The sequence below is a fragment of the Ornithinimicrobium humiphilum genome (genome assembly GCF_006716885.1).
Classification (GTDB): domain Bacteria; phylum Actinomycetota; class Actinomycetes; order Actinomycetales; family Dermatophilaceae; genus Ornithinicoccus; species Ornithinicoccus humiphilus.
Map to the genome: position 1 here is coordinate 553,787 of NZ_VFPU01000001.1, position 24,868 is coordinate 578,654.

Sequence of the window (24,868 nt, forward strand, 5' to 3'; positions counted from 1 at the left end):
CTGGGCCCGTCCCCGTCAGAAAGGGCCCGTCGATGATCTCCGTCGAGGAGCACCTCGCGAACATCCTGCGCCAGATCGAGCCGCTCGCACCCGAGACGGTGCCGGTGACCCGCGCCCACGGGCTCGTCACCGCGAGCGACGTGACCAGCACCGCCGACCTGCCACGCTTCGACAACTCCTCGATGGACGGCTATGCCGTGCGCCGGGCCGACCTCGAGGGCGCCTCCCCGGAGAACCCCGTGCTGCTGCCCGTCGTCGGCGACATCGCGGCCGGTGACCAGGCGACGCACGAGCTCGTGCCCGGAGCGGCCTGGCGCATCATGACCGGCGCGCCCGTGCCGGCGGGCGCCGACGCCGTGGTGCGGGTGGAGGACACCGACGGCCACCCTCGCGAGGCGAAGTTCCGCGTGCAGCCCGAGCCCGGTGCCAACATCCGCCGGGCCGGTGAGGACATCCGGGCCGGCGAGGTCGTGCTGCCCGCCGGCACCCGCGTCGCCGCGCCGCAGCTGGCCGCGCTCGTCTCCGCCGGGATCGAGGAGGTCGAGGTCGTCGCCCCGGTGCGCGTCGTCGTGCTCTCCACCGGCGACGAGCTGGTGCGGGTCGGCGAGCCGGTGGGGCCCGGCCAGATCGTCGACTCCAACGGCCCGATGCTCGAGGCGCTCGTGCGCGAGGCGGGCTTCTTCGCCGTCCACGTCGGCCACCTGCCGGACGACGAGGACGTCACGCGCAAGGAGGTGCGTCACCACCTCGACCACGCCGACGCGATCATCACGACCGGCGGAGTGAGCAAGGGCGCCTACGACATCGTCAAGGCGGTGCTGACCGGCGAGGGCACGATGGAGTTCGTCGAGGTAGCGATGCAGCCGGGCAAGCCGCAGGGCTTCGGCCTCCTCGGCAAGCGCCGCGTGCCGGTCTTCACGCTCCCGGGCAACCCGGTGAGCACGCTGGTCAGCTTCGAGGTCTTCGTCCGCCCCGCCCTGGAGAAGCGCGCGGGCCGGCTCGTCGGCGACACCACGACGACCGGCCTGGCGACGACCTCCTGGCCGAGCGCGGCCCACCGCCGCACCTACACCCGTGTGCGCGTCACCCGCGACAGCACGGGGGAGTATGCCGTGGAGCCGGTGGGCGGTCACGGCTCGCACATGGTGGCCGGGCTCGCGCTCGCCGACGCCCTCGCCGTCTCCTCCGAGGAGGCGACCGAGGTGGAGGCCGGGTCGCGGGTCGAGCTGATGCTGCTCCGCCCCCGCCGGGAGATCGACGGCCGGCTCGCCGGGGAGGGGGCGTGAGCACGGCCGGCCCGGACGGCCTGACCCACCTGCGGGCGGACGGCACCGCCCACATGGTCGACGTGACCGCCAAGCGGGTCACCGTCCGCACCGCCTCGGCGGCGGGCACGGTGCTGCTGTCGCCGGAGGCCGTCGCCGCGCTGCGCGGCGGCACGGTGCCCAAGGGCGACGCCCTGGGCGTCGCGCGCATCGCCGGCATCCAGGCGGCCAAGCGGACCCCCGACCTCGTGCCGCTCTGCCACCCGATCGCCATCCACGCCGTGGAGGTCGACCTGCAGGTCCGCGACGAGGGCGTGGACATCACCGCGACCGTCCGCACCGCGGACCGCACGGGCGTGGAGATGGAGGCGCTGACGTGCGTCAGCGTCGCCGCGCTGGCGCTGATCGACATGGTCAAGGCGGTCGACAAGCTGGCGGTCGTGACCGACGTGCGGGTCACCGCCAAGTCCGGCGGCCGGTCCGGGGACTGGACCCGACCGGCGTGAGCTGGCGCTGGCCGGTCACCCGCCGGACGGTGCTGCCCTCCGGCGAGGTGCTGACGCTGCGCCCGCTCGAGCGCGGCGACCGGGTCGCCTGGGAGTCGTTGCGCCGACGCAACCGGGCGTGGCTGTCCCGCTGGGAGTCGACCGTGCCCGGCGAGCCCCGACGGCCGATGTCCTTCCGCAGGCTGCGTCGGGGCTTCGACCTCGCGGCGCGCGACGGCGTGCTGCTGCCCTTCGTGATCGACGTCGACGGCCGGATCGTCGGGCAGATGCAGCTCTTCGACGTGGTCTGGGGATCGCGCGCCGGCGGGTGGGCCGGTTACTGGCTCGACGAGGCCACCACGGGCCGGGGCTATGCGACCTGGGGACTGGCCACGCTCCTCGACCACGCACTGCTCATCGCCGGCCTGCACCGGGTCGAGGTCGGCATCCGGCCGGAGAACACCGCCAGCCTCGCCGTCGTCGCCCGCCTGCGGCTGCCCGAGGAGGGGCTGCGCCGCGGACTGATGCACGTCGAGGGGGCGTGGCGCGACCACCGGTGCTTCGCCGTCCTCGCCGAGGACCTCGGCCCCGGCGGCTTCGCCGAGGGCGGTCTCGTCGCGCTGCTGCGTCGGAGCGGCTGAGGCCTCCTGGGAGGGGTCGCGAGCTTGCCGGCACATGAATCACGTCAGTCACACCAGAAACTTCTGCGACACTCCGTCCGCCTGCTCCGATCGCCCGGACGCGCGACCTAGCGTGACATCCGTGCCACCCCTCAGCAGCCTCGTCTTCGTCGTCATCGTGGCGGTCTGGGCTGTCTACCTCGTGCAGCACTGGATCCGTCGCCGCGACCACCTGGCCACCGCGCGCTCGGTCGACCGGTTCTCGGAGGCCATGCGCGTCCTGGAGCGCCGGCGCTCGCTCGCCGTGCCCGAGGCCGAGGACCGCCCGCGGTCCTACGCCGCTTCGCCGCTGCGACCGGCCCGTCCCGGACCCCCGGAGGTCGTGGTCGTCAAGCACGGCCGGTCGGCGCCCGCCGCGACCGCCGTCGGCCCCACCCGCGACTACCGCCGCGCGCTCGGCGCCGCCCGCGTGCGTGCGGCCGTCCTCGCGGCCGGATGGCTCGCGCTCGTCGTCCTGGTGGGGCTCGGCATCGCCCGCGTCCTGCCGCCGTGGAGCGCGCTCGTCGGTGTCGCCCTCTGCGCTCTCTCGGTGGCCTACGTCCGCTGGTCCGTGGCCCGCACGCGCCGCGCCCGCCGCGCCGCCGCCGCCCGACGGGCCGCCCCGTCGGCCCGTCCGGCGGCCCGCACGCGTCCCACAGGCCGCTCGGCCACGGGCCGTCCGGCGGCCGCGCGCCGTCCTGCCCGGCCCGTCGCCGCCCCCGTCGAGGAGCCGGTCCGCCCGGGCCACGAGTTCGCGGCGCAGTCGGTCGCGATCACGCTGCGCGGCTCCTCGCGCCGGGAGCTCGTCCGCGAGGACGCCGTCGTGGAGGAGGCGCCCGCCGCCCGCTCCAGCCCTCCCGGCCCCGAGCTCTACGACGTGCAGCAGGTCGAGGCGGCGCTGTCGGCCACCCCGGTCCACGCCGGGGCCACCGCCCCCGAAGCCGCTCCCGACGACCGCGCCGCGGGCCCGGCCGACGGCACGTGGGACCCGGTGCCGGTGCCCCCACCGACCTACACGCTCAAGGCCCGGGCCCCCCGCCCGTCGCCGACCGGCTCTTCCTCGCTGCCCGCCGACGGCACCGAGATGGCCCTCGACGAGGAGTTCGAGGAGCTGCCGCGGATCGACCGCGTGGGCTGACCGGTCCACGCCGGGGGCGATTTTGTGAGGCCCGCCCCCGGCGTATAGTCTGGATCCGCATCACGGGGCTGTGGCGCAGTTGGTAGCGCGTCTCGTTCGCAATGAGAAGGCCAGGGGTTCGAATCCCCTCAGCTCCACCACCGGACCCCGTCCTCCCGCTCAGGGAGGGCGGGGTCCTTCGTCGTTCCCAGGGGGAGATGCAGCGCCGGCGCCCCGCATGCTGCATACTCATGCACTATCCCGCATAGATGTGCTGCGACCGCCTCGGTACGCTGGCCCAACGCAGGCGGGTGCACCATGCCGCCGCACGAGGAGGAACGCACGACGTGGCCGTCAACCTGAAGGGACGCAGCCTGCTGTCGTTGATCGAGGAGACGCCGGAGGAGATCCGGCACCTGGTCGACCTGGCCGGAGAGCTCAAGGCGGCCCGCGCGGCCGGCCAGGAGCGGCGAGCGCTCGAGGGGCGCGTGATCGCGCTCGTCTTCGAGAAGACCTCCACGCGCACCCGCTCCGCCTTCGAGGTCGCCGCCGCCCACCAGGGCGCGACCACCACCTTCCTGGACCCCGGTAGCACCCAGATCGGGCACAAGGAGTCGATCCAGGACACCGCTCGCGTGCTGGGCCGGATGTTCGACGCCATCGAGTACCGCGGCGCGAGCCAGGCGACCGTCGAGGAGCTCGCTCACTACTCGGGCGTCCCGGTCTACAACGGCCTGACCGACGAGTGGCACCCGACCCAGATGCTCGCGGACGCGCTGACGATGCTCGAGCACAACGCCGAGGGCCGCGGGCTGGCCGAGACCTCCTTCGCCTACCTCGGCGACGCCCGCAACAACACCGGGCACTCCCTGCTCCTGCTCGCCGCCAAGCTCGGGATGGACGTGCGCATCGCGGCGCCCGAGGCGCTGCAGCCGTCGGCCGAGGTCGTCGACCTGTGCCGCGCGGTCGCCGCGCAGACCGGTGCCAGCCTGACGATCACCGCCGACCCGCACGAGGCCGTCCGCGGTGTGGACTACGTGCACACCGACGTGTGGGTGTCGATGGGCGAGCCGCCCGAGGCGTGGGACCACCGGATCGACCTGCTGCTGCCGTACCGTGTCGATGCCGCACTGATGTCCGCGACCGGCAACCCGGAGGCCAAGTTCATGCACTGCCTGCCCGCCTTCCACGACGACCGCACGGCGGTCGGCGCCGCGCTCATGGAGCGCCGGCCCGACCTCGCCGAGGGTGTCGAGGTGACCCACGAGGTCTTCGAGTCGCCGGCGAGCATCGTCTTCGACCAGGCGGAGAACCGCCTGCACACGATCAAGGCGCTGATGGTCGCCACCCTGGTATGACGTCCACCGCCACCCCCGTCCCGGAGGCGCCCACCGATGCGGCGGGCGACCGGCTGCGCGAGCCCGCCCACCGGGTGAGCCCGCGCGCGGTCCGCTACTGGGTCGTCAACTCGCTGATCGGCAATGTCGTCGTGTGGGCGATCCTCTTCGCGGTCTACTGGTTCCTGCCGGACCGCTGGTGGGCCGACGCCCTCGGCTGGCTGTTCGTGGTGATCATGGCCGTCAACGTGGTCGAGGTCCTCGTCGAGCCGACGATCCGCTACCGGCGCACCCGCTGGGAGGTCGCCGGCGACAAGGTCTTCGTGCAGACCGGCTGGCTCTCGCGCGACCAGCGCATCGCCCCGTTGTCGCGGGTGCAGACGGTCGACACCCATCGCGGAGCGGTCATGCGCCTCTACGGCCTGGCCAACATCACGGTGACCACAGCGTCGGCGGCCGGCCCCATCACGATCCCGTGCCTCGACAGCGATCTCGCCGACCGCGTGACGGCCGACCTGGCCCGGATCACCGGCCAGACCCACGGGGACGCCACGTGACCGCAGGCGACCTGCCGCCACCGACCGGTGCACCCGTCGCGCCGGAGGCGGCCCCGCCCCCTCCGCCGGACGGTGCCGACGGCGGGTGGCGGCGGCAGAGCCCGCGGATGCTGCTCGTGCACCCGCTGCGCATCCTCCGGAGCTTCGCCGTGCCGCTGGTGGTGGGCATGTTCGGCGTCTCCCGCGGCTCCGACGACGAGGGTGGGCCCTGGTGGCTGCTCGTCGCGGCAGCCGGTGCGGTGATCGCAGTCGGCGCCGGTGTCGCGTCGTGGTTCATCACCCGCTACCGCTTCACCGACGAGCAGCTGCAGCTGCGCACGGGCCTGCTGAGCCGGCGCATCCTCACCGCCCCCCTCGACCGCGTCCGCAGCGTCGACATCGAGTCGTCCCCGCTGCACCGGGTCCTCGGGCTGGCCAAGGTCAAGGTCGGCACCGGCGTCGACTCGACCAGGATCGAGCTCGACGGCGTCAGCACCGCGCAGGCCACCGAGCTGCGGACCTACCTGCTGCAGCGCGCGACGGAGGCCGAGGACGGTCCCGCGGCGCCGGTGGAGACGTCGCACGGCGAGCAGGTGGCCGAGGAGGCGCCCCCGCTCCGCCAGGACGAGGTCGAGCTGGCCCGCATCGACTGGAGCTGGCTGCGGTTCGCGCCGTTCAGCCTCTCCAGCCTCGTCGTGGTCGCCGGTGTCGCCGGTGTGCTCTCGCAGTTCGGGGACGACCTGCCGATCTACGAGCTCGAGGTCGCCGAGCAGGCCTGGCAGTGGGTGGTCGCCCAGGCCGTGCTCCTGCTGCTCGTGGCCGCGCTGCTGGCGATCGTCGTGGGCTGGGTGGTGGTCTCCACGCTCAGCTACGTCCTCACCTGGTGGAACCTGCGCGTCGTGCGCGAACCGAACGGCAACCTGCGCATCACCCGCGGGCTGCTCACCACCCACAGCCAGACCGTGGAGCGGGCCAAGGTCCGCGGTGCGCGGATGGGCGAGCCCTTCCTGCTGCGGCTCGTCCGCGGCGCCGAGCTGACCGCGATCGCCACGGGCGTGGGCACCGGCGGCACGATCAAGGTGCTGCCACCGGCCCCGCGCGAGGTCGTGACCGCCGTGGGCCACGAGCTGCTCGAGGAGACCGGGCCGCTGAGCATGGCGCTCACCGGGCACGGCCCCGCGGCCCGCCGGCGCATCCACGTCCGTCACCAGTGGGGCACCCTGATCCTCGCCGCGCTCGTCGCCGTCCCCACGTGGGTGACCGACGTCTGGTGGTTCGACCGCATACCCGGGTGGACGCCGCTGGCGGTCCTGGCCGTCCTCGGGCTGCTCAACGTGGTCGTCGCCGAGAGCGCCTGGCGCAACCTCGGCCACGGACTGACCGAACGCCACCTCGTCGTCCAGACCGGCGCCTTCATCCGCACCCGTGAGGTGCTCGAGGTGGCCGGAGTCATCGGCTGGGTGGTGCAGCAGTCCTTCTTCCAGCGCCGCCGCGACCTGTGCGACCTGGTCGCCACGACGGCCGCCGGCGCCGAGCAGGTCACGGCTCCCGACATCCCCGTGGAGCTGGCCGTCCGCCTGGCCCGCCGGGCGACACCGGGAATGCTGGAGGACCTCCTGACGTAGTCGTTCGTATGAGCGACTTCGAGGAGATGCTGCGCGGCCTCGGCCAGGGGGACGGGCCCGTCGGGATCCCGGACGACGGCGACCTCGACGACCACGCCCGCTACGACCGCGCCACCTTCCTCTTCGAGACGAAGAGCTACAGCCGCGCGGCCGCGCTGCTCGAGCCCCTGGTGGAGGCCGAGCCCCACAACGCCGAGGTCGCCCTGCTGCTGGCGCGCTCCTACTACTACGCCGCCGCCCTCGGCCGGGCGGAGGAGGTGCTGCGCTCGATGATCGAGCGCTGGCCCAGCGACGCCTACGCCCACCTCATGCTCGCGCGCACCCTGCAGCGCGCCGGACGGGCGCAGGAGGGGGCCCCGCACCTGAAGATCGCCGAGGCCATGGGGCTCGACGCCTGACGGTCCGTCAGGTCCAGAAGTCGAACCACAGCCTCAGGTTCCACTCCGAGCGCGGGATGACCTGCGCCGTGTGCACGGGGAAGTACCAGACGAACCACGCGGTCGCCAGCACCACGTAGACGACGACGGCGACCGCGCCCCACCGGCGCCGCTCCGGCGACGCGTCGGCCCGGCCGAGCACCAGCCCGAGGCAGCAGACCACGACGAGCACGAGCCACGGCACGAAGGCCACCGCGTAGAAGCTGTAGATCGTGCGGGTCTGGTAGAGGAACCACGGGAACCATCCCGCCACCACCCCGGAGAGGGCCGCGCCCGCGCGCCAGTCGCGACGCAGCAGCCACAGGAAGGCCACGACGAGCAGGCCGAGCGTGGCGCCCCACCACACGAAGAGGTTGCCGAGCGAGGCGATGTACTCCACGCAGCTGGCGGCCTCGCAGCCCTTCTCGCCCCGCGTGGGCCACTCGGCGTAGAAGAGCGTGGGGCGCCACTGCACGCTCCAGCTCCACGGGTTGGACTTCCAGGCGTGCTCGTTCTGCAGCCCGACGTGGAAGGTCATCATCTCCACGTGGTAGGCCCACAGCGAGCGCAGCGGGTCGGGCACGAGCGCCGCGAGCGAGCCCGGGCCGGCCGGGTGGTCGACCGCCCAGTTCCGCTTCCAGCCCTTGTCGGTGACGAACCAGCCGGTCCAGGTGGTGACGTAGGTGACCAGGGCGACGGGCACCATCGCCAGGAACGCGGGTATGCCGTCGCGCACCGCCCCGCCGACGAACCAGCCTCGGGCCCCGGCGGTGCGGCGCGCCCCGAGGTCCCACCAGACGGTCATCAGCCCGAAGACCGCCAGGAAGTAGAGGCCCGACCACTTGGTGCCGATGCACAGCCCCAGGCTGACCCCCGCCGCGATCCGCCACCAGCGCACGCCGAGTCCCGGCCCCCAGCGCCGCACCCACCGGCGCACGGTCGAGGTGGGGGCCGGGTCGGCGCGCACCCGCTCCAGCCAGGGTCCCCAGCGGGTGGCCAGCCGCCTCCGGCCCTGCTCACGGTCGAGGAGCAGGAAGAGGAAGGCCAGCAGCGCCCACCACATGACGAAGATGTCGAGCAGCCCGATCCGCGACTGCACGAAGTGGTGCCCGTCCATCGCGAGGAGGGCGGCCGCGCTGATCGCCAGGAGGGCGTTCTGCCACAGGTGCCAGGCGATCCGCCCCAGGACGAGGATCGACAGCGTGCCCACGACGGCCGACGACAGCCGCCAGCCGGTGGGGGAGTCCGGGCCGAGGAGCATCTCGCCGAGCGCGATCATCCACTTGCCGACGGGTGGGTGGACGACGAGATCGGGGACGTCGTCCCAGATGTCCATCGTGCCGTTCGTGAAGAGGGCGTTGGGGTCCTCGATCGCGTCCTTGATCTCGCGCTCGTGGCCGTAGAGCCGCAGCGACCAGGCCTGCTTCACGTAGTAGGTCTCGTCGAAGACGAGGCGGCCCGGATGGCCCAGGCGCCACAGCCGCAGGGCGCCGCCGACGACGGTCACCAGGAGGATCCCCACCCACGCGATCCGGTTCGAGCGCACCAGGGTGCGGGGCTCCGGCCCGAGCAGCCGTGCCCGCAACAACTCCATGACGGCCATCGTAGGTGCTGGGAGGTCGCTGACCTTCCCGTGCGTCACGGGTAGTAACCTGCCCCCGTGGCCACATCAACCCTTCCTGCGCGCGCCGACCGCAAGGTGACCTCCAGCATCGTGCTGAAGACGGTCATGGCGGCCAGCGGACTGTTCTTCATCGGTTACCTGTTGCTGCACATGTACGGCAACCTGATGATCCTGTCGGGGAGGGAGGCGTTCGACGAGTACGCCCACCACATCCGCACCTTCGGCGAGCCGATGCTCCCGGAGAAGGGTCTGCTCTGGGTGCTGCGCGTCGGCCTGATCGTGGCCGTGGTCGCGCACGTCTGGACGGGTATGGCGCTGTGGCGCCGGGCCCAGCAGGCCCGCACCACCCGCTACGTCAAGAAGCGCAGCGGCTACGGTAACTTCTACGCCAAGGCCATGCGCTGGGGGGGCCTGGCGATCCTCGCCTTCGTGATCTTCCACCTCATGCACTTCACCTGGCAGACGGTGACGATCGGCGAGGCGCACGCCAGCCCGGCCGCGCGCGTCATCGACAGCTTCGGCCACTGGTGGGGCGTGGCGATCTACGCCCTGGCCATGATCTTCCTCGGCATGCACCTGCTCCACGGCATCTGGGGCGCCGCCATGACCCTCGGCCTCAACACCTCCCTGCGCCGGGCCGAGCAGATCCGCCTGACCTCGATCGTGGTCACGACGATCATCGTCGTCGGCTTCCTCATCCCGCCGTTCGCCATCCTGTTCGGCCTCGTCGACTAAGGACCCGCAGAGACATGACAGACACGCTGATCGACGGGCTCTACCGCGAGGGCGAGCCCATCGCCGACACCAAGGCGCCCAAGGGGGTCGACATCTCGCAGATGTGGACCCAGCGCAAGTTCGACGCCGCGCTCGTCAACCCCGCCAACCGCCGCAAGCTCGACGTGATCATCGTCGGCACCGGTCTGGCCGGCGCCTCGGCCGCCGCGACCCTGGGCGAGGCGGGCTACAACGTCAAGTCCTTCTGCTACCAGGACAGCCCGCGCCGCGCGCACTCCATCGCAGCCCAGGGCGGCATCAACGCCGCCAAGAACTACAAGGGCGACGGCGACTCGGTCCACCGCCTCTTCTACGACACGGTCAAGGGCGGCGACTACCGCTCGCGCGAGACCAACGTCTACCGGCTGGCCGAGGTCAGCGCCAACATCATCGACCAGTGCGTCGCGCAGGGCGTGCCCTTCGCCCGCGAGTACGGCGGTCTGCTCGACAACCGCTCCTTCGGCGGTGTGCAGGTTTCCCGCACGTTCTACGCCCGCGGCCAGACGGGCCAGCAGCTGCTCATCGGCGCCTACCAGGCGCTGGAGCGGCAGGTCGGCGCCGGCACCGTGAAGATGTACTCCCGCCACGAGATGCTCGAGGTCATCGTCGTCGACGAGGGCGACGGCCCGCGGGCCCGCGGCATCATCGCCCGCGACCTGGTCACGGGCGAGATCGAGACCCACCTGGCCGACGTCGTCGTGCTGGCGACCGGTGGCTACGGCAACGTCTTCTTCCTCTCCACCAACGCGATGGGCTCCAACGTCACGGCGGCCTGGCGCGCGCACCGCAAGGGTGCCTACTTCGGCAACCCCTGCTATACGCAGATCCACCCGACCTGCATCCCGCAGTCGGGCGGTCACCAGTCCAAGCTCACGCTGATGAGCGAGTCGCTGCGCAACGACGGCCGCATCTGGGTGCCCAAGCGCGCCGAGGACTGCGACAAGGACCCGCGGGACATCCCCGAGGAGGACCGCGACTACTACCTGGAGCGCATCTACCCGGGCTTCGGCAACCTCGTGCCCCGCGACATCGCCTCCCGGCAGGCCAAGAACATGTGCGACGAGGGCCGCGGCGTGGGCCCGGCCGTCGACGGCGTGCGCCGGGGTGTCTACCTCGACTTCGCCGACGCCATCGCCCGGCTGGGCGAGGACGCCGTGCGCGCCAAGTACGGCAACCTCTTCGACATGTACGAGCGCATCACCGGCGAGAACCCCTACCAGGTGCCGATGCGCATCTACCCGGCCGTGCACTACACGATGGGCGGCCTGTGGGTCGACTACGACCTGCAGTCGACCATCCCCGGCCTGTTCGTCACCGGCGAGGCCAACTTCTCCGACCACGGCGCCAACCGCCTCGGTGCCTCGGCGCTGATGCAGGGCCTCGCCGACGGCTACTTCGTGCTGCCCAACACCATCCGCGACTACCTGGCCAAGGGCCCCTTCGAGAAGCTCTCGGAGGACCACCCGGCGGTCGTGCAGGCCCAGCGCGAGGTGCAGGAGCGCATCGATCGCTTCATGTCGATCAACGGCACCCGCAGCGTCGACTCCTACCACAAGGAGCTCGGCAAGATCATGTGGGAGAAGTGCGGCATGGAGCGCACCGAGGAGGGCCTGCGCGAGGCGATCGAGGAGATCCGGGCGCTGCGCGCGGACTTCTGGTCCAACGTGCGCGTGCTCGGCACCCCCGAGGGCCTCAACCAGACCCTCGAGCGCGCCGGCCGCGTGGCCGACTTCCTCGAGCTCGGCGAGCTCATGTGCATCGACGCCCTCCACCGTCGCGAGTCCTGCGGCGGTCACTTCCGCGCCGAGTCCCAGACCGAGGACGGGGAGGCGCTGCGTCACGACGACGAGTTCGCCTACGTCGCGGCCTGGGAGTGGGGCGGCGACGAGAGCGCCCCGATCCTGCACAAGGAAGACCTGGTCTACGAATTCATCGAGCTCAAGCAGAGGAGCTACAAGTGAAGCTTGCCCTCAGCATCTGGCGCCAGGAGAACCCCTCCGCGCCGGGCCGGATGGTCCGTTACGACGTCGACGGCGTGTCCGAGGACAGCTCCTTCCTCGAGATGCTCGACCTGCTCAACGAGCAGCTCACCGAGAAGGGCGAGGAGCCGGTCGCGTTCGACTCCGACTGCCGCGAGGGCATCTGCGGCATGTGCGGCGTCGTCATCAACGGCGAGGCCCACGGCCCGGAGCGCACCACGACCTGCCAGCTCCACATGCGGTCCTTCAAGGACGGCGACGAGATCGTCATCGAGCCCTGGCGCGCCGACCCGTTCCCGGTGATCAAGGACCTCGTCGTCGACCGCGGCGCGTTCGACCGCATCATCGCCGCGGGCGGCTACATCTCCGCCAACACCGGCTCCGCCCCGGACGCGCACGCCACCCCGGTCCCGAAGGAGAACGCCGACCGCGCCTTCATGGCCGCCGAGTGCATCGGCTGCGGCGCCTGCGTCGCGGCCTGCCCCAACGGCTCGGCCTCGCTGTTCATGGGTGCCAAGATCACCCACCTCGGCGAGCTGCCGCAGGGCCAGCCCGAGCGCTGGAGCCGCGTCGCGGCCATGACCGAGCAGCACGACTCGGAGGGCTTCGGCGGCTGCACCAACCTCGGCGAGTGCACCCGTGCCTGCCCCAAGGGCATCCCGCTCAACGTCATCTCCCAGATGAACGCCGACCTGCGGCGCGCGGGCTACGGCCGCTGAGCATCCCCGCACCGTCGACGACCCCCTGCCCGACCCCGTCGGGCAGGGGGTCGTCGTCTAGGTTGAGGCCATGACCACCGGAGCGCTCGTCCTCGCCGCCACCCCCATCGGCGACGCCCGCGACGCGAGTCCGCGCCTGGTCGAGGAGCTCGTCGGCGCCGACGTTGTCGCGGCCGAGGACACCCGCCGGCTGCGGCGCCTCACCGACCGGCTCGGCGTCGTCGTCGGCGGCGAGGTCGTCAGCTATCACGAGCACAACGAGGCCTCCCGCACCCCGGAGCTGGTCGAGCGCATCGCCGGCGGGGCCAGGGTCCTCCTCGTCACCGACGCGGGTATGCCGTCGGTCTCCGACCCGGGCTACCGACTCGTGGCCGCCTGCGTCGAGCAGGACCTGCCGGTCACCTGCGTCCCCGGCCCGTCGGCGGTGCTCATGGCACTGGCGGTCTCTGGGCTGCCGGTCGACCGGTTCTGCTTCGAGGGGTTCCTGCCGCGGAAGCCGGGGGAGCGAGCCCGGGCCCTGGCCGCGCTGGCGGCGGAGCCGCGCACGATGGTCTTCTTCGAGGCTCCGCACCGGCTGGCCGCCACCCTCGCCGCGATGGCGCAGGCCCTGGGCGAGGACCGCCCGGCGGCCGTCTGCCGGGAGCTCACCAAGACCTACGAGGAGGTCCGCCGGGGCGGCCTCGGCGAACTCGCCGCCTGGGCCGAGGAGGGGGTCAAGGGCGAGATCACCGTCGTCGTCTCCGGCGCCGACCCTGCCGCCGGTCCGGCGGTCGCGGTCGAGGACGTGCTGCCCGAGGTGCTCGAGCGGGTCGCCGGGGGCGAGCGTCTCAAGGACGTCTGCCGCGAGCTGTCCGCCCGCACCGGCCTGCCGGTCAAGGAGATCTACGCCGCGACGGTCGCGGCCCGCTAGCCGGTTCCAACTCTCGACCCTCCCACCGAGGGGTCGCGTGCGGCAGACTGTGCACGTCGTCTCGACGGAGAGGCGGGGAAGCGAGGACGTCGTTGCTGCACATCAACTGGCGGGCGATCGCCGCCGGGCTGGTCGGAGGCCTGCTGGCCGCGATGGTCGGCAGCTACGCCCTGACGACCGGGCTGGTCGGCCATCCCGACTCCTACACGAGCTCGGGCATCCTCTGGGCCGCCGGCGCCGCACTCGCCGGGGGCGTGGCCGCGACCGCTCTCGGCTGGGGGCTCAACGCCCGGCGCGAGGCGGGGCTCGGCGGCATCGCCGCGATCGTCTCCCTGATGGGGGCCTTCGGCTCGACCGCCGCGTGGGCGTCCTCGGTCTCCCCCGTGCTCAGCGTCTGGCAGCTCGTCGTGGCCTCGGTGCTCATGCTCGGCCTCAGCCTGCTCGCGCTCGTCACCGTCTGCGGCACGACGGCCGCGGTGCTCAAGCCCGCGTCGCTGCAGCGCGAGCGGGAAGCCCTGGTCTGACGTCGCTCAGCCGTCCTCATGCGGCCCGTCCTGCGACGCCGCGTCCTTCGGCGGGCGGCCGCGCCGGGGCAGGGGGTCCGCGTCGCGGGGCGCCCGTCCCGCCGAGCGCAGGGCGTCGCGCAGCACCATCTCGATCTGGGCGTTGACGGAGCGCAGCTCGTCCGCGGCCCAGCGCTGCAGCGCCTCGTGCACGGCGGGGTCGAGCCGCAGCAGGACGGACTTGCGCTGCGGCTTCGGCCGCCGCTGCCGCGGCTCCTCGGTGGCTCCGATGTCGTCGTCCACGCTGCTCACCCGTCAGGTGTAGAGCGACCCCGTGTTGACGACGGGGGTCGTGCCCCGCTCGGAGCAGAGCACCACCAGCAGGTTGGAGACCATGGCGGCCTTGCGCTCGTCGTCGAGCTCGACGATGTCCTGGGCCTCGAGCTGGCGCAGGGCGCTGTCGACCATGCCGACCGCGCCGTCGACGATCTTCTCGCGGGCCGCGATGATCGCCGAGGCCTGCTGGCGCTGGAGCATCGCCTGGGCGATCTCGGGGGCGTAGGCCAGGGCGGAGATCCGCACCTCGATGACCTCCAGGCCGGCAAGGATGATCCGCTCGGCGACCTCGGCCGCGAGCTCGCGGGAGATGACGTCGGTGTCGCCGCGCAGCGTGACCTCGGTGGCGTCGTTGTCGTAGGGGTGGCTCATCGCCACGTGGCGCAGCGCCGACTCGGCCTGGACGGCCACGAAGTCCTCGTACTCCTCCACGGCGAAGGTCGCCTTGGCGGTGTCGGCCACCTGCCAGACCACGATCGCGGCGATGTTGATCGGGTTGCCGTCGGCGTCGTTGACCTTGAGCTCGTTGGTCTCGAAGTTGTGGACGCGCACCGAGACGGTCTTGCGGGTGCTCAGCGGCACGACCATGCGCAGGCCAGGCTTGCGGACGGTGCCGAAGTAGCGCCCGAAGAACTGGACGACCTTGGTCTGGCCGGGCGCGATGATCGTCAGCGAGGCGAGCAGCAGGATGCCCAGGAGGGTGACGGCGCCGCCGCCGACGAGCTGCGGCACACCGCCCTCGCCGGCGTCGTTGGCGATCGCGCCCAGGACGAACTGCCAGCCCCCGACGCCCAGGACCGCCAGGGCGACCACCAGGGCGAGGAATCCGTCGACGGACCACGCCGGGCGCTCGGAGATGTCGACGCGGGTGCCGTCCACCCCCACGGGGCGGCCGGCCGGGTCACCACCCATCGACTCGTCGACGGCGGGTGCGGGAACGTTCGTGCTCATGGTGGTTACCCCTTCGTAGCGGTGATAACTGAATGATATCACTTTTACGACGGGGCCCAGCAGCCAGTACCCGTCAGTCGTAGCCCGCTTCGCTCATGATCCGGTCGCGCTCGCGGCGCCTGGACCAGCGCCGCCGCCAGAGGGCGACGCCGCCCCACAGCAGGAGCAGCAGCAGGAAGATCACGAGCGCCGGCAGGAAGATCGCCACCAGCGACAGGGTCACCGACGCGCCGTCCTCCGCGGCGGAGACCACGGGGGTGCCCAGGCCCCCCGTGCCGACGTTGACGACCGGTCGGGTCACGGCCTTGCCGGTGTGCACGATGCCGGCCGTGATGATGCCGAGCAGCACCCCGATCCACGGGTTGGCGGCCATGAAGGACGAGCTCTGCTCGAAGTCCTCGGCGGCCGTCGTGGCGGCGAAGATCAGTCCGCCCGTCGCGGGGCGCACGAACGTGCCGACCGCGTCGTTGATGTGGTCGACGAGCGCCACCTTGTCCAGGACCACCTCGGAGAGCAGCAGCACGGCGGCGATGCCGATGGCCCACCACGACTCGATCCAGGCGTACTGCGCCGGAAGGTTGATCACATCCGTGAACCTCGCGACCAGCGCCACAAGGAGGAAGGGGATGTAGGCGTTCAGCCCCGCCGCCGCGGAGAGCCCCGCCCCGGTCAGTGCAGCGAGCATGCGTGCCTCGCTTTCGTGTCGGCCACCCTCCGGCGGAGGGCGGTCGCCCCATACAACCACGGGGTGTGCGGTGCCTGTTCCCCGCTCGGCACGAGTCCCTCCGGGTGCGGCGACGGCCCGCGCCGCTCAACCTTTCGGCATGCCGGGCCGTTGGGAGGATGGGTCCGTCGCAGGGGGACGGACCACCGACGACGGACCGGACGACGCGAGGTGAGATGAAGAAGGACCAGGAGGAGGGCTTCGCGGACTTCGTCCGGGCGGCCTCCCCGCGCCTGCTCACCTCGGCGTGGATGCTCTGCGGCGACCCGCACGTCGCCGAGGAGCTGGTGCAGGAGTCGCTGGCGCGGGTCTACGTTCACTGGCGGCGGGCGAGGGTCGACAACCCCACCGCCTACGCCCGCCGCGTGCTCGTCAACCTGCACACCGACCGGTGGCGCAAGAGCCGTCGCGAGGTGCTCACGGACACCGTGCCGGACACGGACCCCGCTCCTGGGCCCCAGGCCGCCCTGGGCCTCGACCTCGACCTGGCCCGGGCTCTGCAGGACCTGCCGCGCCGCGAGCGCGAGTGCGTGGTCCTGCGCCACTACCTCGACCTGTCCGAGAAGGACGCCGCGGCGACGCTCGGCGTCTCGACCGGCACGGTCAAGAGCTCGACCTCACGCGGGCTGGCCGCCCTGCGCGCCGCCCTGACCGAAGGGGAACCGAACCATGTCTGACGACCTCGACCGCTCCGCCCTCGTCCTGCTCGACCGCGCCGACGAACTCGCGCCCGTCATGTCCGTCGAGCCGGACGCCGTCATCGCCCGGGGACGCCGCAAGGTGCACCGCCGTCGCACCTCCGCAGCCGCGGGCGTCGGCTCGCTGGCTCTCGTGGGTGCCCTGTGGCTGGGTGGACCGCTCAACCCGTTCGCCGCCACCGGCGACCCGGTGCCGGCCTCGGTCAGCTGGCAGGACGGGGTGGCCGTCGACCTGTTCGACAACGAGCCGAACCCCGTCCACGAGTCCGACCGGGTCCACTGGACGGGCGAGCTGCGCAGCGCCGAGGGGGATGCCTTCCCCGAGCTCGTGCTCACCCGTGACGGAGAGCAGCTCGAGCCGCTGCCGGCGCAGGACGGCCCCGGTGACGTGCTGGTCTTCGGCGTCGAGGGACTGAGGGTGGCGGTGTGGGAGTCGCCGCAGGGCAGCCTCGGCGAGACCCCGCTGTGGTCCCCGGGGGTCTACGCAGGCCAGGGCGGGACGGCGGAGGTCGACGGCGCCCTCGTGCGCTATGCCGTCGCCGAGTTCGTCCCCGGTGCCACCGCTGCGCTGGAGGAGCTGTACTGGTACGACGAGACCGCAGCACACTCCGCCAGCGGCGCGCCGGTGGCGAGCACGAGGATGGGCGTCAACGGCTCGGAGGCGCTCGTGATGCTGGACGAGGCGCGGGGGGTGTGGGGTGCGACCCCGCTCGGCGAGCACCTCGGGCCCCCTCACGTGGCGCGGCTCGTGTCGGGCTCCGGCCTGACCGGGTGGCTGGGAGGGTCGCTCGTGACCACGTCGCTGGGTGTGCTGCCGCCCGGTGCGACAGATCTGGAGGTCACCCCGGGCACCGCGACCCTGGCGTCGACGCCGCTCGGCTCGCACACCGCCGTGATGGCCGCCGACCCGAGCCTGACCGAAACCGTCCCGCAGGTCCGGTTCACGCTGGACGGTGAGGAGCACGTCCTGGAGAGCTACGCCCAGGACACGGGCCGACCGTTGGCCGTCGGCAGCGGGCAGGTCCTCGTCACCGCGCAGCCCGAGGCGCTCGAGCTGCGCCGGGGTGAGGACTACACGCTCATCCCCGCCGAGGACCTGCAGGACGGGACGGCGTTCACCGTGCCGACCCTGGGCGGCCACGCCGTCGTCGTCCCGGGCTGGCAGCCCGACGCGGACGTCGAGGACCTCCGCGTCCTCGTCGGCACCGACGGCGACGAGCGGTGGGTCGAGGTGGAGGCCGCCACCGTCGGCGCGCTCTTCGACGGCCGCCCGCTCGTGGTCCTGGGCCTGGACCGCGGGGTCGTCGGGGAGGGCGAGACGGTCCGCGGGGTGGGTGTCGCGGGCGAGGGCGACGTCACGCCGCACCCCCTCACCCGGGGCGTCATCCGGCTCGACACCGGCCTCTGAGTCCTGCCGGGGACACCGGCTCGCGCGCGGGAGGTTCCGGCACGAGCCGGTCTCCGGTGCCCGGACGGCCCCAACCTTTGACCACCGTGCTCCGTTACCGGTGCGAGGACAGGGCAGGATGACGCCGAGGAGGCACGGGTGGGCAGCAGCGAGGACGACGGGGCGTACGTCGAGTTCGTCGACGCGTCACGCTCGACCCTCCTGGCCTACGCCTGGCTGCTGACCGGGGAGCCGCACGCCGCGGAGGACCTCGTGCAGGAGACGTTCGTGCGGGTCTACGTCCGCTGGCGCAAGGTCCGGGGCGGCCAGCCGCTGGCCTACGCCCGCCGCGTGCTGTCCAACCTGCACACCGACCGGTGGCGGTCGCGACGGCGGGAGGTGCTGCGCGACGAGGTGCCGGAGACGGCATACACCTCCGACCCGATGACCACCGACCTCGTCCGCGCCCTGCAGGCGCTGTCGCCGCGCGAGCGCGAGTGCGTGGTGCTGCGCCACCACCTGGACCTGTCCGAGAAGGACACCGCCGCGACGCTGTGGATCAGCGTCGGGTCGGTGAAGAGCTACCCGTCCAAGGGTCTTGCGGGTCTGCGCCCGCTGCTCGCCGACAGGATCGAGGAGGAGCGCCATGTCTGACCGCCAGCTCGCCGAGATGCTGGACCGCGCCGTCAACCACGCGCCGCAGATGCACGTCACCGGCGACGACATGCTTGCGGCGGGCAAGGGCCGCGTCCGGCGTCGGCGGGCCGTCGGGATCGGTGGCGCCCTGGGCACCGCGGCGCTCGTCGCAGCCGTCTGGAGCGGGCTGGCCGGGGGCGACGGGACGCTGCTCGGCACGACCGAGATCCAGCCGGCCACGAGCGTCTGGGAGGAGGGCGAGACCGTCGACGCCGCCCTCTTCACCGGCCTGCAGACCATCGACCAGGACCAGGTCGCCCACGCCTACGACGCGCGGCTCGGACGCGTGACGTCGGACGGCCCGGTGACTCTCACCCTCTCCGACGGGGGCGAGGTGGTGGAGGAGGTCCCGGCGCAGTCACCCGTCCCCGGTCTCGAGGTCTTCGCCGGCGAGCGCATGACCGTCGCCGTGTGGGCCGAGCCCGAGGGCGTCGTCGCGTCGGTGCCGCTCGTGGGCCCGCTCGACCCGGGCGGGCCCGCGACCGTGCAGCGCACGCAGGTGGCGGACGAGGAGCTCGCGTACGCCGTGTGGGCGGGCGACGTCGTGCCGCTGCCGCAGGCGGTCCGCGACGTCTATCTCGTCGGGCAGGACGAGGTCGTGTCCCTGGCGGGGACGGCGGTCGGCTCGGAGGTCCTGCGGGCCGGTGGGGTGCGTGCCCTCGCGTGGTCGGACCGCGAGCGCGGCGTCTGGGGGTATGCGGTCGACGGCCAGGACTCCCCGTTCCTCGAGCAGCTGGGCCACTGGCCGGCTCAGCCCGCGTCCTTCGCCTTCTCCGAGGACGGCAGAGGAGGTGCCGTGACGGTGCTGCCCGAAGGTGCCGAGCTGGACCGCATGGGCCTCGCCGACGGCGAGGAGGTCGACAGCGCCGCACTGGACGGGCGGGAGGTGGTGCTGACGGCCGCCGAGGGCGACGTCGTGCCCGACGTGACCTTCACCCTCGACGACGCGACCTACCCCCTCGACGCCTACCTCGCGGACCTTGTGGCGCTCGACACGGTCGGTGGCGGACAGCTGACCGTCGTGCCGGACGAGGACGGCGCCGGGGGGCTGACGCTCCAGGACCGGACGGGCACGGTCCCGGTCGAGCTGACCCCCGAGGAGCTGGGGGACGGTGTGGTCTCGCGTGCCGTGCACGGCAGCACCGTGGTGGTCGCCAGCGGCTGGGACCCGGGGCCGGCCGTCCTGACGGCGAGCCGTGTCGAGCTGGTCGGGGCTGACGGCCTCCCCGGGTGGGCCGTCCCGAGCGACGTCGCCCAGGTGGCCTTGCCGGACGGCACGCTGCTGACGCTGATGACGGTGGATGCGGCGGACGGGGCCGAGGTGGCTGGCGCAGGACACCAGGTCGGCGGGGAGATCGAGCGCTGGACGCCTCCGGTCACCACGGTCGGTGGCGTGGAGATGCGTCTGCTGGACGGCGAGCCGGTGCCCCACGACGGTGGCCCGCTGGAGCGGCTCGACGACGGCTCCCTCGGAGGTGTCCGGCACTACGCCGGGGCGTCCTGGTCGGGTGCGGACTACCTGGTGGTGCCGGGTACCGGTGCCGGTGAGGCGTTTGTGCCCCTGGTCGGGGAGTCGGACGGGCAGGTCCGCCCCGCACCCGAGGCCGTCCTGGACCAGGACGTCGTCGAGCTGGGCGGCCAGCCCCTGACGGTCCTGCGGGTGAGCGTGAGCCTGGCGCAGCAGGGCCGCTCCGTCGTTCTGGGCGGGGCCGTGCAGCGAGGGTCGGGGGACGCCGCGAACAGCTGGGCGCTGGCCGGCAGTGCCGTCTCGGCCCATGTGGTCATCGACCCGGGGGCGGTCGTCACCGTCGCGGCGGACCAGGGCGTGTGGCTGCTCTACCCGCAGGGCTCGACGGACCCTGAGGAGCTGCAGGCCGGCCGTACCGGCGACGACGTGCTGCGTCTCACCGGCGGTCCGGACGCCGCAGAGCTGACACTGGTCGCCGTCCACCCTGCCGGTGCTCCTGGGCCGCGGGTCGGTGACGTCGAGGGCGAGCTCACGCCCACGGCCACGCACGACGTCGCCGACCTCGACCTGGTGGTCCGCACCTGGCGGACGGACGTCGGCGGGGACTGAGTCGCCTGCGTCATGACGGTCCCGTGGAAGTGGCGAGCATGGCTGCACTTCCACGGGACGACTCTCACGGGACGGGCACCACCCGGCGGCTCAGCGCCTGACCAGCACCTGCACGAGGTGCTCCAGCGTCGCCGCCGGGTCCTCCGTCGTGCCGCCGTGGATCGGCCCGGGCTGCACGATCGTGCTGCGCGGGGCGCTCAGCCACCCAAACCTCGGCCCCAGCCGGTCCAGCCGCGGGGTGCTGGGCGAGTGCTCGCCACCGGCGACACGGCATACCGTCTCCAGCGCGGAGCGCACCGCCTCAAGGTCCAGGTCCGGGTCGAGCGCCAGCGCGCGGTCGTCGTCCAGCGCGAAGGCGCCCCGGAGGAACTCCGCCTCTTGGCTGTAGAGCACCACGCCCACGTTGATGAACTCCTCGCGCTCCACACGGGGCACGAGCCGCAGCACGACGTACTGGTAGTCGACGGTCATGCGGCACCTCCCGGGAGCCAGACGTCTGGCGTCCGCACGCGGGCCAGCAGATGCTCGAGGTATGCCGTGCGCACGGCGGCCGCGTCCGGCAGGTGGTCGGTGGTCTCCAGCCACTCCTCGGGCACCTGGTCGAGCACGCCCGCGACCAGGTCGGCGTCGATGCGGGGCGCCAGCTCTGCGTGGGCGCCCGGCAGGTCCGTCGCGAGGCCGCCGAGGACGTGGTCGTCGGCGCCCACCCGGAAGGGCTGCGCGGCGAAACGCCCTGCGTCCGGCGCGCGGCTGGGCCAGGAGTGGTGGAAGTACAGCGCTGCCCCGTGGTCGATGAGCCAGGTCCGCCGGTGCCAGGTCAGCAGGTTGGGGTTGGACCACGTGCGGTCGACGTTGGCGGTGAACGCGTCCAGCCACAGGATCCGCGAGGCCAGCGCCGCGTCCGGCGGCCGCGACCCGTCGTAGCCCAGCGCGCCCGGCAGCAGGTCGACGCCCAGGTTGGTGCCGGGCGAGGCGTTGAGCAGGTCCTGCACCTCCTCGTCGGCCTCGTAGCGTGCCATCGCCGGCGGCAGGTCGATCGTCACCAGGCGGGGGACCGGCAGGCCCAGCGCCCGCGCCAGCTCGCCGACGACGACCTCGGCGACGAGGACCTTCAGGCCCTGCCCGGCGCCGCGGAACTTCACCACGTAGGTCCCGAGGTCCGCGCCCTCCACCAGCCCGGGCATCGAGCCGCCCTCGCGCAGGGGCGTGACGTAGCGGACGGCGGTGACGTGGTCGAGCACGACGGTCAGGCTAGCCCCTGCAGGACCCGTCCGCGTGTCCCGCGTCAGAGCCCCGTGACCGACCCGTTCGGCGCTAGCCTGAGCGCGTGGGGACACCGACCGCCGGAGGCGCGCTCGCAAGGTTGCTGGCAGGGGTGGTCGTCGCGGCCGTCACGGGGTGGGTGGCGGCGATCGCCTGGTGGGCCGTGGGGCCGGTGTCGGTGCTTCCCGCCCTCGTCCGGCCTCCAGTCGCCCTGCTGCTGCTCCTCGGCGGTCTGCTGCTCGCACTCCGGGTGGCGGGCAGCTTCCAGCTCCCGGGCTGGGGCGTGCTCGTCCTGGCGAGCGCCCTGACCTGCGGCCTCCTCGGGACCGGATGGGTCGTCTCGGGACAACGGGACCTGCTCGGCCTGGGGCAGCTGGTCATCATGGGTCTCGCGCCGTTCGTCCTGGGCGCCGCGTGGCTGGCGGGACTGGTCATCCGGGCCGGGCTCGAGCGTCGCGGGCTCGACCCGCTCCCCTGAGGTCCACCGCCGGGACGTGCGCCGCGCCCCCACCTTTCGGGACCCCGGCACGTTGTGAGGGTGAGAGGGTCCAGGCGAGGAGACGGTATGCGGTCGGCGCACGAGCAGGAGTTCGCGGCGTTCTTCGATGACGCCTCGCCCCGCCTGCTGAGCGCTGCCTGGTTGCTCACCGGCGAGCAGCACGCCGCCGAGGACCTGGCCCAGGAGGCGCTGGCACGGACCTATGCACGGTGGGCCAAGGTCCGGACCGGTAACCCGCTGGCCTTCGCACGCCGGGTGATGGCCAACCTGCACACCGACCGCTGGCGCAAGCACCGGCGCGAGGTGCTCACGGAGGACCCGCCGGAGACGTCGCTGGTCACCGACCCGCAGACGGTCGACCTCGTCCGGGCGCTGCGGGGGCTGAGCCCGCGCGAGCGGGAGTGCGTGGTGCTGCGGCACTACCTCGACCTGTCCGAGAAACAGACGGCCGAGACGCTCGGCATCGGGGTGGGCAGCGTCAAGAGCTACACGATGCACGGGCTGCGGGGTCTGCGCGCCCAGCTGCTGGAAGGAGAGCAGACGCATGTCTGACCGTGAGACCCCGGCCCGCGACGTCCTCGCGCTGCTGGACCGAGCTGCCGCGCACACCCCGCCGCTGCACCTGGACCGCCGGGACGTCGTCTCCCGCGGGCGGCAGATCCGGCGCCGCCGACGTGCCGGAGGAGCGGGCACGGCGGTCGGCGTGCTCGCGCTCGCGGGTGCCGTCTGGCTCGGCTCGGGCGTGGCCGGGGACGCGCTCCGCGGGGCGGAGCAGATCTCGCCGGCCGGGGTGGGCCGGGAGGTCGACGCGCAGCAGTACGCCGAGGACCCGGTCGCCGGGACCGGGAGCGCACCCGTGGGGCCCGGCGGCTCCGTCGTCCTGCTCGGCGAGACCTACGAGGTGTCGACCGATGCCCACGGCTGGCCGCAGCTGCTCGACGAGGACGGGAGCGTGTTCCTCACCGTCTCGGACGCGGACGGCCCTCCGGCGGGTGACGGTGGAGGCGTCGTGATGTGGCGGGACCACTGGTGGCCGTGGTCTGACCGCACCGAGATCTACTTCGCCGTCGACGGTCAGCCCACTCTCGCCCCCGACGTGGAGGGCCAGGACGCCGTGACCATCTCCGGACCGGCCGGGGTCGTCGGTCTGGTGGCCGTCCCGCCGGGCTCGTGAGGCACGGCGGCAGCAATCCCGTTGCACCGGGCGCGCCCGACCGGACCATGGCCTGGTGAGCGACACCCCATACCCTCTGCGCACCGAGCGGCTCCTCGTGCGCCTGCCGCGCGAGGACGACGTCGACGTGCTCACGGCATACCGCAACGACCCCGAGGTCGCACGCCTGCAGGACTGGGAGCTGCCCTACCCGCGCGAGCGGGCCGAGCAGCTGGTGGCGGCGCACGCGGACCGCGACGACGTCGTGCCGGGGGAGGGCACCCAGCTGGCCGTCGAGCGGGACGGGCAGCTCGTCGGTGACATCTATGTCAGCCTCGACGAGCACCGGGGCATCGCCGAGATCGGCTTCACCCTGGCCCGGGAGCACCAGCGCCAGGGGTATGCCGTGGAGGCCGTCTCGGCGGTCGTCGACGACCTGGTCGACCGGCTGGGGGTCCACCGCGTCGTCGGGGAGCTGTCCCCGGAGAACCTGGCCTCGGCCCGTCTGCTGGAGCGGCTGGGGATGACGTTCGAGCACCTGGCGGAGAAGTCGTTCTGGTGGCGCGGCGCGTGGGACGACAACCTCTACTACTCGATGAGCGCCGACGAACGCCGGGCGTGGCGCGACCGGCCGGCGACGCCGCCGGACCGGGTGCGCCTGGTCGAGCTGACGCACGAGAACTTCCGCGACTACGGCCGACTGCGCACCCACCGCTCGCAGGAGCGGTTCGTCGCGAAGGTGCGCCGGTCCTACGCCGACGCGCTCTTCCCCGAGCCCGAGGACGGCCACCCTGTCGTCCCGGTGCTGCGCGGCATCGAGGCCGACGGGGAGCCCGTGGGCTTCCTGATGTGGGCCGACGCGGTGAACGCGGGCACCCCCGAGCCCTACCTGTGGCGGTTCCTCGTGGACCGGTGGCACCAGGGCCGCGGCATCGGCAGCCGCGCGCTCGGCCTGTGGCTGGACGACCTGCGGGCCGCCGGCCACGCCGCCGTCGTGACCAGCTGGGTGCAGGCGCCCGGCGGTCCCGAGCCGTTCTACCTCGGCGCCGGCTTCGAGCTCACCGGTGAGCTGGACGACGGCGAGGCGGTGGCCCGGCTGCGCCTGCAGGGCTGACGCGGCCGGTCCCGTGACCAG

Annotated in this window: 27 protein-coding genes and 1 tRNA gene; 22 read left to right on the forward strand and 6 right to left on the reverse strand. The window is 73.0% G+C overall.

What is annotated here, in order from left to right; genetic code table 11:
• Nucleotides 1-32 precede the first annotated feature (32 nt).
• The 9 genes from FB476_RS02500 (at nt 33) to FB476_RS02540 (ending at nt 7,422) form a co-directional block, all read left to right on the forward strand.
• On the forward strand, nt 33-1,286 hold the full coding sequence (locus FB476_RS02500; RefSeq protein WP_141817377.1) for a molybdopterin molybdotransferase MoeA: 1,254 nt from the start codon (nt 33-35) through the stop codon (nt 1,284-1,286).
• Nucleotides 1,283-1,771 (forward strand): cyclic pyranopterin monophosphate synthase MoaC, encoded by a 489-nt coding sequence (moaC, locus tag FB476_RS02505; protein WP_272949387.1) that lies wholly within the window; start codon nt 1,283-1,285, stop codon nt 1,769-1,771. Before FB476_RS02500 ends, moaC begins: the two co-directional genes overlap by 4 nt.
• Nucleotides 1,768-2,391: a GNAT family N-acetyltransferase gene (locus FB476_RS02510; RefSeq protein WP_141817378.1), complete on the forward strand. Its 624-nt coding sequence runs from the start codon at nt 1,768-1,770 to the stop codon at nt 2,389-2,391. The genes moaC and FB476_RS02510 overlap by 4 nt, the downstream gene beginning before the upstream one ends.
• Nucleotides 2,392-2,512: 121 nt before the next feature.
• Nucleotides 2,513-3,547 (forward strand): hypothetical protein, encoded by a 1,035-nt coding sequence (locus FB476_RS02515; protein WP_141817379.1) that lies wholly within the window; start codon nt 2,513-2,515, stop codon nt 3,545-3,547.
• A gap of 64 nt (nt 3,548-3,611) precedes the next feature.
• Nucleotides 3,612-3,687 (forward strand) — tRNA-Ala (locus FB476_RS02520).
• A gap of 186 nt (nt 3,688-3,873) precedes the next feature.
• Nucleotides 3,874-4,884 (forward strand): ornithine carbamoyltransferase, encoded by a 1,011-nt coding sequence (gene argF / locus FB476_RS02525; protein WP_141817380.1) that lies wholly within the window; start codon nt 3,874-3,876, stop codon nt 4,882-4,884.
• Entirely contained in the window at nt 4,881-5,420 is a 540-nt protein-coding gene (locus FB476_RS02530; protein ID WP_141817381.1) for a PH domain-containing protein, read from the forward strand. Before argF ends, FB476_RS02530 begins: the two co-directional genes overlap by 4 nt.
• A complete protein-coding gene (locus tag FB476_RS02535) occupies nt 5,417-7,024 on the forward strand; it encodes a PH domain-containing protein (RefSeq protein WP_141817382.1) in 1,608 nt (535 codons plus the stop codon). The genes FB476_RS02530 and FB476_RS02535 overlap by 4 nt, the downstream gene beginning before the upstream one ends.
• Before the next feature lie 8 nt (nt 7,025-7,032).
• Nucleotides 7,033-7,422, forward strand: coding sequence for a tetratricopeptide repeat protein (locus FB476_RS02540; protein WP_202876879.1), 390 nt, complete (start codon nt 7,033-7,035; stop codon nt 7,420-7,422).
• Nucleotides 7,423-7,429: 7 nt separating this feature from the next.
• Here the strand turns inward: FB476_RS02540 and FB476_RS02545 are convergent, their stop codons facing one another.
• Nucleotides 7,430-9,034 (reverse strand): dolichyl-phosphate-mannose--protein mannosyltransferase, encoded by a 1,605-nt coding sequence (locus FB476_RS02545; RefSeq protein ID WP_141817383.1) that lies wholly within the window; start codon nt 9,032-9,034, stop codon nt 7,430-7,432.
• A 66-nt stretch (nt 9,035-9,100) separates the two neighbouring features.
• Here FB476_RS02545 and FB476_RS02550 point away from each other — a divergent pair, with 66 nt between their 5' ends.
• The 5 genes from FB476_RS02550 to FB476_RS02570 all read left to right on the forward strand — a co-directional run bounded on the left by FB476_RS02550 (nt 9,101) and on the right by FB476_RS02570 (nt 13,970).
• On the forward strand, nt 9,101-9,799 hold the full coding sequence (locus FB476_RS02550; protein ID WP_141817384.1) for a succinate dehydrogenase cytochrome b subunit: 699 nt from the start codon (nt 9,101-9,103) through the stop codon (nt 9,797-9,799).
• Between the two features lie 14 nt (nt 9,800-9,813).
• On the forward strand, nt 9,814-11,799 hold the full coding sequence (locus tag FB476_RS02555) for a fumarate reductase/succinate dehydrogenase flavoprotein subunit (RefSeq protein WP_141817385.1): 1,986 nt from the start codon (nt 9,814-9,816) through the stop codon (nt 11,797-11,799).
• A complete protein-coding gene (locus tag FB476_RS02560; protein WP_141817386.1) occupies nt 11,796-12,536 on the forward strand; it encodes a succinate dehydrogenase/fumarate reductase iron-sulfur subunit in 741 nt (246 codons plus the stop codon). The genes FB476_RS02555 and FB476_RS02560 overlap by 4 nt, the downstream gene beginning before the upstream one ends.
• 70 nt (nt 12,537-12,606) lie before the next feature.
• The gene (gene rsmI, locus FB476_RS02565; RefSeq protein WP_141817387.1) at nt 12,607-13,446 is read left to right on the forward strand and encodes a 16S rRNA (cytidine(1402)-2'-O)-methyltransferase; all 840 of its coding nucleotides are present in this window, start codon (nt 12,607-12,609) and stop codon (nt 13,444-13,446) included.
• 92 nt (nt 13,447-13,538) lie between these two features.
• Nucleotides 13,539-13,970 carry a hypothetical protein gene (locus FB476_RS02570; protein ID WP_141817388.1) on the forward strand — a complete coding sequence of 144 codons (432 nt, stop codon included), beginning with the start codon at nt 13,539-13,541 and terminating at the stop codon, nt 13,968-13,970.
• 6 nt (nt 13,971-13,976) lie between these two features.
• On the opposite strand, the gene FB476_RS02575 is transcribed toward FB476_RS02570, so the two are convergent.
• The 3 genes from FB476_RS02575 to FB476_RS02585 form a co-directional block, all read right to left on the reverse strand.
• Nucleotides 13,977-14,261, reverse strand: coding sequence for a type II toxin-antitoxin system antitoxin (locus tag FB476_RS02575; protein WP_238329521.1), 285 nt, complete (start codon nt 14,259-14,261; stop codon nt 13,977-13,979).
• Nucleotides 14,262-14,264: 3 nt separating this feature from the next.
• Entirely contained in the window at nt 14,265-15,236 is a 972-nt protein-coding gene (locus FB476_RS02580) for an SPFH domain-containing protein (protein ID WP_141817389.1), read from the reverse strand.
• 73 nt (nt 15,237-15,309) lie between these two features.
• The gene (locus FB476_RS02585; RefSeq protein WP_141817390.1) at nt 15,310-15,921 is read right to left on the reverse strand and encodes a DUF4126 domain-containing protein; all 612 of its coding nucleotides are present in this window, start codon (nt 15,919-15,921) and stop codon (nt 15,310-15,312) included.
• A 215-nt stretch (nt 15,922-16,136) separates the two neighbouring features.
• On the opposite strand from FB476_RS02585, the gene FB476_RS02590 reads away from it, so the two are divergent.
• The 4 genes from FB476_RS02590 (at nt 16,137) to FB476_RS02605 (ending at nt 20,818) form a co-directional block, all read left to right on the forward strand.
• Nucleotides 16,137-16,637: a SigE family RNA polymerase sigma factor gene (locus FB476_RS02590; RefSeq protein WP_141817391.1), complete on the forward strand. Its 501-nt coding sequence runs from the start codon at nt 16,137-16,139 to the stop codon at nt 16,635-16,637.
• Complete coding sequence (locus FB476_RS02595; protein ID WP_141817392.1) at nt 16,630-18,066, forward strand: hypothetical protein; 1,437 nt, start codon at nt 16,630-16,632, stop codon at nt 18,064-18,066. The genes FB476_RS02590 and FB476_RS02595 overlap by 8 nt, the downstream gene beginning before the upstream one ends.
• A 138-nt stretch (nt 18,067-18,204) precedes the next feature.
• The gene (locus FB476_RS02600; RefSeq protein WP_141817393.1) at nt 18,205-18,699 is read left to right on the forward strand and encodes a SigE family RNA polymerase sigma factor; all 495 of its coding nucleotides are present in this window, start codon (nt 18,205-18,207) and stop codon (nt 18,697-18,699) included.
• On the forward strand, nt 18,692-20,818 hold the full coding sequence (locus tag FB476_RS02605; protein ID WP_141817394.1) for a hypothetical protein: 2,127 nt from the start codon (nt 18,692-18,694) through the stop codon (nt 20,816-20,818). Before FB476_RS02600 ends, FB476_RS02605 begins: the two co-directional genes overlap by 8 nt.
• A 90-nt stretch (nt 20,819-20,908) precedes the next feature.
• On the opposite strand, the gene FB476_RS02610 is transcribed toward FB476_RS02605, so the two are convergent.
• Both FB476_RS02610 and FB476_RS02615 read right to left on the reverse strand, forming a co-directional pair.
• Nucleotides 20,909-21,289: a DUF3037 domain-containing protein gene (locus FB476_RS02610; RefSeq protein WP_141817395.1), complete on the reverse strand. Its 381-nt coding sequence runs from the start codon at nt 21,287-21,289 to the stop codon at nt 20,909-20,911.
• Entirely contained in the window at nt 21,286-22,059 is a 774-nt protein-coding gene (locus tag FB476_RS02615) for a HipA family kinase (protein WP_141817396.1), read from the reverse strand. Before FB476_RS02615 ends, FB476_RS02610 begins: the two co-directional genes overlap by 4 nt.
• Nucleotides 22,060-22,145: 86 nt before the next feature.
• Between FB476_RS02615 and FB476_RS02620 the strand changes: the two genes are divergently transcribed.
• The 4 genes from FB476_RS02620 to FB476_RS02635 all read left to right on the forward strand — a co-directional run bounded on the left by FB476_RS02620 (nt 22,146) and on the right by FB476_RS02635 (nt 24,847).
• Nucleotides 22,146-22,559: a hypothetical protein gene (locus FB476_RS02620; protein WP_141817397.1), complete on the forward strand. Its 414-nt coding sequence runs from the start codon at nt 22,146-22,148 to the stop codon at nt 22,557-22,559.
• Between the two features lie 87 nt (nt 22,560-22,646).
• Nucleotides 22,647-23,132: a SigE family RNA polymerase sigma factor gene (locus tag FB476_RS02625; RefSeq protein WP_141817398.1), complete on the forward strand. Its 486-nt coding sequence runs from the start codon at nt 22,647-22,649 to the stop codon at nt 23,130-23,132.
• Nucleotides 23,125-23,754: a hypothetical protein gene (locus tag FB476_RS02630; protein WP_022922485.1), complete on the forward strand. Its 630-nt coding sequence runs from the start codon at nt 23,125-23,127 to the stop codon at nt 23,752-23,754. The genes FB476_RS02625 and FB476_RS02630 overlap by 8 nt, the downstream gene beginning before the upstream one ends.
• A 55-nt stretch (nt 23,755-23,809) precedes the next feature.
• The gene (locus FB476_RS02635; RefSeq protein WP_141817399.1) at nt 23,810-24,847 is read left to right on the forward strand and encodes a GNAT family N-acetyltransferase; all 1,038 of its coding nucleotides are present in this window, start codon (nt 23,810-23,812) and stop codon (nt 24,845-24,847) included.
• Nucleotides 24,848-24,868: the final 21 nt, after the last annotated feature.